This is a genomic window from Amycolatopsis sp. NPDC058986, from assembly GCF_042741125.1.
Lineage (GTDB): Bacteria > Actinomycetota > Actinomycetes > Mycobacteriales > Pseudonocardiaceae > Amycolatopsis.
This window is the reverse complement of record NZ_JBHYJW010000046.1, coordinates 22124-34035: the sequence shown is the minus strand read 5'-3', so window position 1 is coordinate 34035 and position 11912 is coordinate 22124. Positions and strand designations below refer to the sequence as shown.

Annotated in this window: 10 protein-coding genes; 5 read left to right on the top strand and 5 right to left on the bottom strand. The window is 71.3% G+C overall.

Translation table 11 applies throughout. The features are described 5' to 3' along the window. Positions 1 to 66: 66 nt before the first annotated feature. Positions 67 to 288 (bottom strand): hypothetical protein, encoded by a 222-nt coding sequence (locus tag ACFW0G_RS32405; protein WP_378329254.1) that lies wholly within the window; start codon positions 286 to 288, stop codon positions 67 to 69. A gap of 428 nt (positions 289 to 716) precedes the next feature. Between ACFW0G_RS32405 and ACFW0G_RS32400 the strand changes: the two genes are divergently transcribed. Continuing rightward, the gene (locus tag ACFW0G_RS32400) at positions 717 to 1490 is read left to right on the top strand and encodes a DUF5995 family protein (RefSeq protein ID WP_378329253.1); all 774 of its coding nucleotides are present in this window, start codon (positions 717 to 719) and stop codon (positions 1488 to 1490) included. Positions 1491 to 1617: 127 nt separating this feature from the next. Here ACFW0G_RS32400 and ACFW0G_RS32395 read toward each other — a convergent pair whose 3' ends face one another. From ACFW0G_RS32395 to ACFW0G_RS32385, 3 genes are all read right to left on the bottom strand, one after another. Beyond that, positions 1618 to 2145 (bottom strand): hypothetical protein, encoded by a 528-nt coding sequence (locus tag ACFW0G_RS32395; protein WP_378329252.1) that lies wholly within the window; start codon positions 2143 to 2145, stop codon positions 1618 to 1620. A gap of 142 nt (positions 2146 to 2287) precedes the next feature. Next, positions 2288 to 3790, bottom strand: coding sequence for a PstS family phosphate ABC transporter substrate-binding protein (locus ACFW0G_RS32390; protein WP_378329251.1), 1503 nt, complete (start codon positions 3788 to 3790; stop codon positions 2288 to 2290). 135 nt (positions 3791 to 3925) lie between these two features. Continuing rightward, positions 3926 to 4696, bottom strand: coding sequence for a MerR family transcriptional regulator (locus ACFW0G_RS32385; RefSeq protein WP_378329250.1), 771 nt, complete (start codon positions 4694 to 4696; stop codon positions 3926 to 3928). A gap of 63 nt (positions 4697 to 4759) precedes the next feature. Between ACFW0G_RS32385 and ACFW0G_RS32380 the strand changes: the two genes are divergently transcribed. The 3 genes from ACFW0G_RS32380 (at position 4760) to ACFW0G_RS32370 (ending at position 6735) form a co-directional block, all read left to right on the top strand. Continuing rightward, complete coding sequence (locus tag ACFW0G_RS32380) at positions 4760 to 5224, top strand: DUF6194 family protein (RefSeq protein WP_378329249.1); 465 nt, start codon at positions 4760 to 4762, stop codon at positions 5222 to 5224. 69 nt (positions 5225 to 5293) lie between these two features. After that, a complete protein-coding gene (locus ACFW0G_RS32375) occupies positions 5294 to 6139 on the top strand; it encodes a metalloregulator ArsR/SmtB family transcription factor (protein WP_378329248.1) in 846 nt (281 codons plus the stop codon). Beyond that, positions 6136 to 6735: a dihydrofolate reductase family protein gene (locus ACFW0G_RS32370; RefSeq protein WP_378329247.1), complete on the top strand. Its 600-nt coding sequence runs from the start codon at positions 6136 to 6138 to the stop codon at positions 6733 to 6735. The genes ACFW0G_RS32375 and ACFW0G_RS32370 overlap by 4 nt, the downstream gene beginning before the upstream one ends. A gap of 100 nt (positions 6736 to 6835) precedes the next feature. On the opposite strand, the gene ACFW0G_RS32365 is transcribed toward ACFW0G_RS32370, so the two are convergent. Further along, complete coding sequence (locus tag ACFW0G_RS32365) at positions 6836 to 7447, bottom strand: flavodoxin family protein (RefSeq protein WP_378329246.1); 612 nt, start codon at positions 7445 to 7447, stop codon at positions 6836 to 6838. 180 nt (positions 7448 to 7627) lie between these two features. Between ACFW0G_RS32365 and ACFW0G_RS32360 the strand changes: the two genes are divergently transcribed. Next, positions 7628 to 11878, top strand: coding sequence for a cation-translocating P-type ATPase (locus ACFW0G_RS32360; RefSeq protein WP_378329245.1), 4251 nt, complete (start codon positions 7628 to 7630; stop codon positions 11876 to 11878). The last annotated feature ends 34 nt before the right edge of the window (positions 11879 to 11912 follow it).

The following is an 11912-nucleotide window of genomic DNA, read 5'->3' as shown; positions in this document are numbered from 1 at the left end:
GCACGTCAACAAGCCGTACCGGTACCGGATCTGGACGGCCGTGAGCGGGCCGGTCGGTGGCGGGTCTTATCGCCGCGGGTGCGTGGCGCTCAGGATCCGGTGACCGCGGATGCGGTCGCGGTTGCGCTGCCACAGCTCGCGCATCAGGTCCGCGGAGGTCATCGCTTCGGCCGAGAGGGGGCGTTCGCCGGCGTCGAGCAAGCGCTGCTGCCGGGCCTGATAGCGGATGAGCGGGTGCTCGTCGGCGAGTGCCTCCGTCAGCGTCATCGGCCGCGCTGGTGGTGCCACGGTCTCCTGGCGATTCTGGGGCCGACGTTGGTCACGGTCTGTCACGAGCCGAGATTCTCGCGTACGGAGAGTGCACGATCAAATCGTGTCGCACGCATGGGTTAGCCGATCGGTGGTGATTGGCCCGCTCCCGCCCAGCGAAGGGGTGGGGGAGACCCTGCGAGCAGGAGCGGGGGCTCGGGGCCGGTAGGGCGTCGCCTCGCGGCGGGTGGCGCGACACGGCTCCGCCCGGAGCGGTATTCCGTGAAGGCGAGGGGTGAGGCCCGGGGACTGGTTCCCTACCGGCACTCGGTACAACGTCCGGCGCGCCTCGTTGTTTCCCCGGCGGCGCTTTCCGGCACGTGATGTGCGTCGCTCCCCGTGTCCGGGAGGGGTCCTCGGCCGATCGGGGGACACTGCGGCCGTCACCGAGTTCCCGGAGGTGTCCCATGACGGCACGGAACATCGACGAAGTGGTGGCCGGGCTCGCCGGGATCGTGCGCGACGCGCACGCGGCGGCCGACCGCGCCGGCTACTTCGCGGCGTTGTACCGGCAAGTGACCGTCGAGGTGCGCACCGCCATCCACAGTGGACAGTTCGACGACGGCGCGCGGATGGATCGGTTCGACACGTTGTTCGGCAACCGCTACTTCGACGCCCACGACGCCTGGCTCCGTGACCGGGGCGGGCCTCGGTGCTGGCGGACGGCCTTCGAGACGCTGTCCGATCCGGACACCGTCATCGTCGGGCACCTGGTGCTCGGCGTGAACGCGCACATCAACCTCGATCTGGCGATCGCGGCGGCGGACACCTGCCCGGGCGCGGACATCCACGCACTGCGCCGCGATTTTCTCCTGATCAACGACATCCTGGCGCGCGTGGTACTGGCGGTGCAGAAGGCCGTCGACGACGTCTCGCCGTATCTGTGGCTGCTCGACCGGCTCGGTGGCCGCACCGACGAACGCGTTCTCGACTTCAGCATCCGCAGAGCCCGTCAAGAGGCCTGGCGCAACGCCGTCATCCTCGCCGGCCAGAGCGGTACCGAGCGCGAAACCACCATCGAACTGCTCGACGTCCGCGCCGCCGTGCTCGCCCGCCTGATCGCGCGGCCCGAGAGCCTTCTCCGCGCCGCCATCGAGCTGATCCGCAGCGCCGAGCGCACCGACGTCCCGGCGGTCATCACCCATCTCGACCACGCGCTCGAACGCCGCCCCACGCCGTGAAGGCCTCCTTACCGTCCATCCATGCCCCCGCCGCCCTCAACGGACGCGCTACGCGCGGCGGTATGGATTCAAGCGCCGGTAAGGAGGCCTTCACGGACCAACACGGTGTCAGCGCACGAAGGCCACGTCACTCGTCGCCGCCTTGAACTGGTCCGGCACGCCCGCGTAGTGCGCGCGCCACAGGCCCCACCCGGGCTGGGCGACGGTGGCACCGAAGACGAAGGCCGTCCCGTTCCGGGATCGAGGCGGGCTGCAGCACGGTGATCTGGGCCGTGGTCGCGGTCGCCTTGGCGAGGGTGCCGTCGGCGGGCAGGAAGTCGGCGCGGTAGCTGCCGGAGCGGACGGGGCTCACCGAGGCCTCGTAGTGCCCGGCGGCGTCGGTGACGGGCTTGGCGACGAATTCCCCGCAGAAGGACGGGGCCGGGCAGTAGGCGATGCCGATCGTGGCCGAGGCCACCGGCTGGGCGCCGTCGGCGGTGGCCCGGGTCAGCGTGCCTGAGACGGTGAGGGACTGGCCCGCGTCGATGCGGGTGCGGTCCGCCGACGCGGTGAGCGTGGTGATGGCCGCGTCGGCGTTCGCGGGCAGGGTACCGAGTGTGACGGCGGCGATCGTCGCGAGCAGGGCGACGACGAGTCTGGCGCTGGTGCGGTTCATGGGCTCCCCAAGGCGAGAAGTGTTTCTGGCCAAGGGATTCTCGCCTGTGAAGCGCCGGATTCGAGGCCTGGAACGGTTGTTCGTGCGGCGTTCAGGTCATCGCCGTCGGTGCTTCATGCCCGGAAGATCCTTGGGGTGCCGGTCAGGGGTGGCACAGCACCGGGTTCGCCAGTTCGGCGCAGGGCCGGTTGCCGAACGAGCGGATGACGTCCTTGCCGACCTGGTTGGTCAGGTACCGCAGGAAGCTGGCGGCGAGCGAGCCGGCCTTGGGTTCGCCGTAGGTGTAGGCGTATTCGGTCTCCCAGAACGGGTAGGCGGCGTGCACCGCACCGTCCAAAGTGGCCGGATGGCCGTCGATGCGGACCGGGACGAGGTCGTCGCGGCCGGTGATGCCGCCGAGTTCGGCGTACCCGAGGGCGCCGGGCGTATTGGCGACCGCGTTCAGCAGCTCGGCGGTGGTCGGCCGTTCGCACCGGACGGGACCGGGCTGCCCGCCGGGGCCCACCTTCAGGCAGTCGTCGGAGTTGGTGCCGGGTTCCCGCTTGCCGTCGAGGATGCGCGTCTGGAACGCGCGCCGCGTGCCGGAATCCGGGCTTCGGCTGATCAGGCGGACCGGGAGGTCGGCGCCGCCGAGCTCCCGCCAGTTGCCGACGCGGCCGTCGTAGAGCTGCCGGATCTGGTCCGCCCTGAGATCCTGGATCCCCGTCTGCTTGTTGGCGACGAGCGTGAACAGCGAGAAGGCGACGGGGCGGGGGAGCAGCTGCGGATAGCCGTCCTCCTTGGCGCCGTCGGTGAAGCTCAGCATGTCCGGCCCCGAGCCCGCTTTCCGGCCCGCCTCGTTCAGCGTGCGCAGTCCTTCGGTACTTCCGTGGAACGCCACCGTGAAGTTCGCCTCCCCGCAGCTGTTCCGGTACTGCCGGGTGGCTTCCTCCAGCACGGGCGCGAAGGCGGTGGAACCGGTGAGGGTGAGATTCCCCTTGGCACAGTCGAGCGGTGACGGGTCGTTGAACACGTAGACCCCGAACTGGGCGATGATGATCGCCACCAGGAAGACGAGCAGTGCCAGCGTCCGCCGGGAGAGCCCGGTCCCGCTCTCGGTCTTGACCACCCGGCCGCCGAGGAGGGCATTGCCCTCGAGATAGGGCTTCATCTCCTCCGGGGTCAGCGGGCCGTTGCCGGGCGCCGGCTCCAGGACGGCGAGGACCTTGTAGTGGTCGTCCCGGTTCAACCGCGCCTTGGGCAGCTCGATGACGCCGACCTTCGTGCCGCGCGCGTCGTCGATCGCCTTGCGGGTCAGCCCCGACTTCTCGCCGAAGTTGTTGACCAGCTGCGAGTCGCTGAGTTCGGTCACCACGAACCCGGCGACCGTCCGGCCGGGGAACCTGATCTGGACGCCGTGTGCCACCGCCTCCGGATTCCGGTAGTCGGCCTCCTTGATGGTGGCTGTGCCGTGGTTTTCGATGCGCAGCAGCACGAACGACGGATTGACCAGCGACCGGGCGGTTTCCCGGTGCACCAGCTCCAGTGCGCCGACGTGCTCGGCGGAGATCTCGCCGGTCACGGTGGTGTCCATCTGCACCCGGTACCCGAGCCGCTTGCGCCCCCGCAGCACGAACTCCCACAGGAACGCTACGACCGGAACCACCACGCCGATGATCGAAATCAAGGCACCGAACGGGAAATCTTCCACTGCCACCCCCCTGGAGGGAGACAATCTACTGCCCGCGCGCGGTGACCGGTCCCGCGCGTGACCGACCTTCAGCGGATGTTCACCGGGCCGTCAACTTCTCCATGAAACCGTTACAGGACAAGGATAATCGGAGTCCTGTCGCTCGTCCCGGATGCGGGAAAGGACCGCGGCGAGTTCGGCGGTGCCGTCGAGGAGGGCACGGGAGCGGGAGGTGATGTTCGCGGCCCGGGAGGCGAGCGCGGCAGTGAGGTCTTCGGCGCGTTTGCCGCGACGCAGTTGCGGCATGAGGGTGCGTAGCGCGGTGACGCCGTATCCGGCGCCGCGCAGCTGGTGGACGAGCCGGGCGTCGCGGACCTGGGCGGGGGAGTACCGCCGGGTTTCGCGGGGCGTGACCCGGTCCGGCACGACAAGGCCCTCAGCGTCCCAGTGGCGCAGGGTCGACGGGCGGATCGCGAGGGCGGTGGCGAGTTCGGACACGCTCATCGAGTCGGAGGGACGCACGTCGGCGATCGGCTCGGCGGAGATCGCCTTGGCCGCCGCTTCGGCTTCCCGGAGTTCCGCCCGTTCCCGATCGAGCCGCGCGTGCGCCGCGTCGAGCATTGCGAGCGCCTCCGAAACCGGGCGTTCGTGTACGGCGCGGACGATGCGTTTGGCTTCCACCGGACCCACACCCGCCGCGAGGGCCCGGTAGGCCAGCGCCGACCGCAGGTGGATCTCCCCGTAGGCGCGGTAGCCCGAGCCGGTCCGCTCGGCGGGTGGCAGCACCCCGGCGCGTTCGAGGTTGCGCACCTGCTGCACGGAGTACCCGGCGGCCCGTGCGACGGCTGCCGTGCGCAGAACCGGCGAGTTGAGAGTTGTCACCCCGATGTCCCTCGACTTCCTCGGCAAAGTCTCCACAAGCACTTTAATGTGACGCTGGAGCACATGACGACCGAAGAGATCATCCGTTTCCTCGACAGCCTCGACGGAGTGCTGACCCTCAGCCCGCTACCCGGTGACGGCTCGCCGGAGATCAGCTGGGGCGACACGTTCTTCTACTACGCGCCCGACGGCGTCGTGCCGAAGACGCAGCCCTTCGCCACGATCGTGACCAAGAACTACCCCGGCGACGAGCGGTCGCGGCTGGAGCGTCCGGACACCTTCCGTGTCAACATCGCCGCCGGGAAGGACGCCTTCCGCGAATGGACCCGGCACGCCCCGCGCGACACGGCCGACGACGCGGACGCGAGTGTCACCGACACCGTCATCGCCCACCCGGTCTACGGCACCGTCGGCTGGCTCGCGGTGGTGAATCCGGGGCCGCGGACCGGGACCGCGGTGCGTGAGCTGCTGCGCACGGCGTACGACCTCGCCCGCTCCCGCTATGAGCGTCGCTCCCAGACCGGATAACCCCAGGTCACAGCCATGGTTCAAGATATTCCTTGACAAGAATATTCTGCTCAGTGAATACTTTGCGCCATGGACGGGATCGCATCGGCACTGGGAGACGCCGCACGGTGGCGTCTCGTCGAGTTGCTCGCCGAGCGGCCCCGGTCTGTCGGCGAACTGGCCGAGCTGACCGGCCTGCGGCAGCCGCAGACCACGAAGCATCTCCAGACTCTCGCCCGGGTTGGCCTCGTGACGGTCTTCCCGCTCGGGCAACGCCGTGTCTACGCGGTGGAAACCGCGCCACTGAGGGCCCTCGCGCGCCGACTGCGGGAACTGGCCGAGACGGCCGGAGCGCACGAGGACGAGCGAGACGTCATCGCGCGCTATCGCGCCGCCATCGAAGCGGAGACCGCGATCGCGGACCGGGAGCGCTGGGCGGACGGGCGCGCCTTCTTGTTCGAACGCGTGCTGGCCGCGCCCCGCGACGTCGTCTGGCGGCATTGGACCGACCCGGACCTGCTGGCGTCCTGGTGGGTGCCGCCGTCGATGACCGTCACCGACTGCGTTCTCGAGCCCCGGGCGGGCGGTCGCGTCGTGCTGGAGTACGGCGACGCCGAGGGGCACCGGTACCCCTCCGAGGGCACCGTTCGCGCCGCGAAGGAACCGCGGCACCTCGTGTTCGACCTTTCGGTGCTCGACGCGGCCGGCGCGGTCGCGTTCACCGGCCACTACGACCTGGCGCTCGCCGCGGCCGAGGGCGGCACCCGGCTGCGGCTCGGCCTGCGCATCACCGAGACGACCGTCGGGGCCGTCCCCGCCATCGCGGGGATCGAAACCGGCTGGGCCCAGGTACTCGACAAGCTCGCCGGCGCCGTCGGTGCGTTCCCGCACACAACCCAAGCAGTACAAGCGAAAGAAAAGGAAGCACGATCATGACGAACCCGAACGCCCGCAAGGTGACCGCGAACCTCAGCCTCACCCTGGACGGACGCTACAACGGCCCCGGCGGGCCCGGCGATCTCAGCGCGATCATCCCGTACGCGACCACCGACATCGCACGCGACCACATGACCCGCATGCGCGAAAACGCGACGACGGCGTTGCTCGGCAGACTCAACGCCGAGGGCTTCCTGGGGTTCTGGCCGTCCGTCGCCGAGGACGAGAACGCCGACCCGCGTGACCGCGGATACGCGAAGTGGTTGGTGGAAACGGAAAAGGTGGTCCTGTCGACGACGCTGACCGAGGCCCCGTGGGAGCGCACCCGGATCGTGAACGCCCCGGTCGCGGACGTCGTCGCGGACCTCAGGGCCACCGGCACGGGGGACATTCTCGTCAACAGCAGCACGAGCGTCATCAAGGCGCTGCTCGCGGCGGATCTGCTCGACCGGCTGTACCTCCTGATCTGCCCGGAGATCGCCGGGGGCGGGCAGCGGCTGTTCGAGGACGGCCTGCCGGGTACGAAGTGGACACTCGAGTACCAGGAGACCGGAAAACTCGGCGAAACCGCCGTGGTCTACGACCGCGCACGCTGACCGCCAACCAGTGTCCTCTGTGGACACCGATCGGTCGAGGACCGAATTGCGTGGTGGTGCCCCAGCGCGTCCGACTGTCCTCTGAGGACGGACGCGGGGATCACGGCGGCGGATAGGGGTGCTCCCGCAGCAGCCGGGCGAGGTGGACGGCGTTGCGGGCCGCGGTGGAGTTGGCGGAGATGACGGCGTCCGGGGTTTCGTCGAGATCCTGGTAGTCACCGGGCTTCATGGCCTCGCCGTTCCAGTAGCTGGCGCCCTGCGCCGGGATGGTGAACCCGACGTCGTCGAGTGCCTGGAACAGGTCGGCGATGATCTTGTGCGCGCCGTCCTCGTTCCCGACGGCGGCGACGAGCGCGACCTTGCCGAACATCGCGGGCCTGCCTTCGTCGTCGGTCTCGGACAACTCGGCGTCGAGACGCTCCAGCACCCGCTGGGCGACGCTGGAGGCGTGCCCGAGCCAGGTCGGGGTGCACAGCACCAGGATGTCGGCGGCGGCGATCTCGCGGCGCAGCTCGGGCCAGGCGTCGCCCTCGCCCATGTCGGCCTCCACCCCGGGCCGGACGTTGTGGTCGACCACGCGAATGGACTCTCCCGGCGCGCCCTGCTCCGCGAGCCGGTCCAACAGCTGCTGGGCGATGAGCTGGCTGCTCGACGGCGCGGGTGAGGGCTTGAGGGTGCAGACCAGGGCGAGCGCGCGCAGCGGTGTCCTCATACCCTCGGTTATTGCCGTTTCCCCGAAGGTCAAACCTCGGGTACCTGGACGGCGAACTCGCGTCCCCGGAGCGTCGGCTCGCGTACCTGGAGGGCCGGTTGGTGAGCCACCCGCGCGGCTCAATCACCGGTTCGGGCGTGCCGAGGTTTCGAGGGGTCCTTCCGGGGGAACGCCGGTCGCGTGAGCAGTTTCGTGACGGGGTTGCGCCAAGGTGCTCGGCTCGGCATGGTCGCGGCGTTGACGGGACCCGTTCTCGCCACCCGCGTGGCCGCTGCCGCCGCGCCGGTCTTCGACGAACTAGCCGCCCGCTCGGCGAAAAAGGCGGGGGAGACCGTCCAGACGCTCGCGTACACCGTCGTGCGCGTGGGACGTGTCGCGCAGAACGCCAGTGGGGCCCGGTCACCCGTGTGGCAGGCGGGCCGCCGCGTTCATGTACCAGTACGTCCGGACGAGACCGAAGACGAGGTGACGCCGGGCGCGGGCCGGGTACTCGCGACGAAGGTCGCCGGACATCCCTCGGTGGCCGGTGCCTACTGGGACGCGGGCCTGGGCAGTGTGGTCGCGCATCTGGCCGAGGACGCCGTCGCCGACGAGGTCGTCGAGTGGATCACCGAACGGACCGGGCGGCACGGCCTGACGCCTGCCGAGCCGGTGGAAGCCGGGCCCGCGCATCCGGGGGACGTCTCCGGCGTGCGTAGCGCCGTGCTGGCGCTGGCCATGGACGGCGTCGGCCTCGGGATCGCGTTGAGCACCAGGGCGATGCGTGCCCGCCGAGCCCATGAATGGCTGCGCGCCGCGGTCAGCTCGGTCCGGGAACACCCCACGGCGCGAGCGCTGCTGAACGAGCGTTTCGGCTGGTACACGGCGGAACTGACACGCGCGGCCGCGAACGCCGCGGCCAGGGGCGTGAGCCAGGAGCCCGCCGAGCTGGCGCTGGACGTCGTGCTGCGCACCAGCCAGCTTGCGGAGGCGATCGCCAGGGCGATGGCCTTCGACGCCGCCCACGACGAGCTGTGCGCGCCGGATCGGCCGAGCATGGGCGTGACACCCGAGCCGCGAGGCGCGCAGATCCCGGTGGAGGACTACGCCGGTGGCGCGGTGAGCGGCGGGCTGCTCGGCACACTGGCCGAGCTGGTGCTGACCCGCGACCTCGGGAAGGCGGCCGACGCCGCGCTCGCGGTGTCGCCGATGCCCGCCAGGTACGCGCACACGGCGTTCCACTCGGCGATGGGCCTTGCCTTGGCACGAGAGGGAATCCTCGTCCGTGACCCGGATCGGATCAAGGCACTGGACGCCGTCGACACCGTGGTCCTGCATGTGAGCGCGCTCTTCGACGGGGACGGGCTGGATCCGTACGCCGAAGCGGTGCTCGAAGCCGCCCGCGCGGCCGACTCGCGCGTCGTGGTCGTCGGTACGACCGCCGACGACGAGCTCGGCGAGTTCGCCGCGCTCGCCGACGATGTTCTGTCCACAGAGGACGAAGAAACTTTCGCGGGGCTCGTGACCCGGTTGCACGGCGAAGGCCGTGTCGTGCTCACGATCGCCCGCCCGTCCCCGGATTCCCGGCCGGGCTCGGACGAGGTCGCGGGCCTGCTCGCCGGGGACGTCTGCGTCGCGCTCACCGATGGCCGGACGCCGGTGCTGTGGGGCGCGGACCTGATCGTCCGCCGTGGCCTCGTCGGCGCGTGGCGGATCCTGGTCGCGGCCGCCGCCGCCCGCGCGAACGGCAGGCGGGCGACCGAACTCGCGACGGCCAGCGCGGTGGTCGGCGGGCTCGCCCTGCTGACCGGCCGCGGCAGGCGAAGCCGCTCGCTGCTGCCGCTGCTGCCCCGGCTGGACCCGGTGGCACTCGGCGGGATCAGCGGTCTCGCGCTGGGCTGGGGCTCGGCGCTGCGGATGGCCACGACCCGGCCGCCCGCCGCGAGGCCCAGGATCGCGTGGCACGAACTGAGCGTCGAGGAGGTCACCGGCCGCCTGCGGGAAAACCTGCCCGCACCGACGCCGCTGGACACGGTGGCGCACCGCATCCGGACGGCGGCCACCGCGGTGGTGGAGCATCCCGCGGCCGCTCCGCTCCGGCTGGGCGCGGGCCTGGCCACCGATGTCGTGCGCGAACTGGACGACCCGCTGACACCGGTGCTCGCGCTGGGCGCCGTGGCCTCGGCGGTGGTCGGTTCGCCGGTCGACGCGGGGCTGGTCGCGGCGGCGATGGGGCTCAACGCGTTTGTCGGCGGCGCCCAGCAGTTCCGCGGCAGGCGCGCACTGGCCAAGTTGCGCGAGGACGAACGGCAGAAGGCACGCAAGGTGGTCTCGGAGTCCGCCACTGTCACCACGGACGCGCGGGCGCTGGAACCCGGCGACGTGATCGAGGTGCGGACCGGTGACGTGGTCCCCGCCGACGCGCGGCTGTGCGCTCTCACCGATCTGGAGGTCGACGAGTCCGCGCTGACCGGGGAATCCCTCCCGGTGGCGAAACAGCTGGAGCCGACGCCGGGCGCGTCGGTGGCCGAACGCGGCTGCCTGGTTTTCGCCGGTACCACGGTGGTCAGCGGTGAGGGGCGGGCCATCGTCGTGGCCACCGACGAGCAGACGGTGTCCGGGCGCGCGGTCAGCCTGGCCGCGCGAACCCCTGGGGCGGCCGGAATCCAGTCACGGCTGCATCGGCTCACTCGCCGGGCGCTGCCGCTGACCCTGCTCGGTGGCGCGCTGGTGACCGGGCTGTCCGCCGTCCGCGGACGGCCGCTGCGCCGCGCCGTCGCCGGGGGTGTGGCGATCGCGGTCGCCGCGGTGCCCGAGGGGCTGCCGCTGGTCGCCACCGTCGCGCAGCGTGCGGCGGCACGGCGGCTGTCCGCGTTCGGTGTGCTCGTGCGGACGCCGCGGGCGCTGGAAGCACTCGGCCGGTTGGACGTGGTCTGCTTCGACAAGACCGGAACCCTTACCCAGAACCGATTGCGCGTATCCGTGGTGACCACATCGGACGGTCAGCCGTCCGAAGCGGACGGTGACAAGACGGCGTTGTCGGCCGCCGCGCGAGCCTGCCCCGGTGCGGACGGCGGCCCCGCCGCGCATGCCCACGCGACCGACTGGGCCATTTTGGACGCGGCGGGCCGGGAAGCGGATTGGACCGAAGTGGACAGTCAGCCGTTCGAGGCCAGCCGGGGTTACTCGGCCGCCGTCGGCCGGGACGGGACCGGGCGGACAATGCTGGTGGTCAAGGGCGCGCCGGAGACCGTGCTGCGCGCCTGCGACGCGGACCGGCATGTCGTCGAGGCGGGGGAGTCGCTGGCGGACAACGGGTTGCGGGTCATCGCGGTCGCGGGCAGGGAGATCGCCGACGAGGCGGATCGGCCGGAGTTCGGCAATGGGAACGACGAGAAAGTGTTGGCAGGACTGAGTTTTCTCGGATTCGTCGGGTTGTCGGACACGCCGAGGGAAACCGCCGAGACGCTCGTCAGCGGACTGCGGGACGCGGAGATCGCGCCGGTGATGCTGACCGGTGATCACCCGCACACGGCGCTGGCGATCGCGAAGTCGCTGGGCTGGCCCGAGGACACCACGGTGCTGACCGGCGATCAGCTCGCCGGCCTCGACCGGACGCGGCGGGCCGAGGCGCTGGGCGGCGCCGGGGTGATCGCGCGCGTCGCACCGGAACAGAAGCTCCGGGTGGTCGAGGCGCTGCGGGAGGCGGGCCGGGTCACGGCGATGGTCGGGGACGGGACCAATGACGCCGCAGCGATCCGGGCCGCCGATGTCGGCGTCGGGGTGCGGGCGCGTTCCTCGACGGCCGCGCGCACCGCCGCGGATCTCGCCTTGGCGGAGGACGATCTGACGGTCCTGCTGGAGGCCGTGGCCGAGGGCAGGGCGCTGTGGCGGAGCGTCTCCGACGCGGTCGTCATCCTGGTGGGCGGCAACGCGGGGGAGGTCGGATTCTCGGTGCTGGGCACCCTGATCTCCGGCGATTCGCCGCTGGGGACCCGCCAGCTCCTGCTCGTCAACCTGCTCACCGATCTGTTCCCCGCCATGGCGGTCGCCGTGACCCGGCCGGACGACGGGGAAGGCGAGGCGGCCACCGGGCTCGGCAGCTCGCTGACCAGGGACATCACCAGCCGCGGCGTGACCACCGGCATTGGCGCGACCACGGCGTGGCTGATCGGCCGGTCGACCCCGGGCACCGCCCGCCGCACGAGCACGATGGCCCTGTGCGGCCTGGTCGGCACCCAGCTGGCGCAGACCCTGCGAGGGCGGTGGCACAGCCCGCTGGTTGTCGGCACCGCGGCGGGTTCGGCCCTCGTGCTGGCCGCGCTCGTGCAGACGCCGGGTGTCAGCCAGTTCTTCGGCTGTACCCCGCTCGGCCCGGTCGCCTGGGCGGGCGTGGGCTGCGGCGCCGGCGCGGGCGCGGTGGCCTCCCGGCTGCTCCCCGGCCTGAGCTGAAGGACGCTTTCAGTGCACTGGCGGTGCTGAAGGA

Excerpts from the sequence above, each read along its gene's own strand:
- ACFW0G_RS32365 (WP_378329246.1), bottom strand. The coding sequence starts at position 7,447 with ATGAGGACACCGCTGCGCGCGCTCGCCCTGGTCTGCACCCTCAAGCCC.
- ACFW0G_RS32375 (WP_378329248.1), top strand. The coding sequence starts at position 5,294 with ATGGACGGGATCGCATCGGCACTGGGAGACGCCGCACGGTGGCGTCTC.
- ACFW0G_RS32400 (WP_378329253.1), top strand. The coding sequence starts at position 717 with ATGACGGCACGGAACATCGACGAAGTGGTGGCCGGGCTCGCCGGGATC.
- ACFW0G_RS32380 (WP_378329249.1), top strand. The coding sequence starts at position 4,760 with ATGACGACCGAAGAGATCATCCGTTTCCTCGACAGCCTCGACGGAGTG.
- ACFW0G_RS32370 (WP_378329247.1), top strand. The coding sequence starts at position 6,136 with ATGACGAACCCGAACGCCCGCAAGGTGACCGCGAACCTCAGCCTCACC.
- ACFW0G_RS32395 (WP_378329252.1), bottom strand. The coding sequence starts at position 2,145 with ATGAACCGCACCAGCGCCAGACTCGTCGTCGCCCTGCTCGCGACGATC.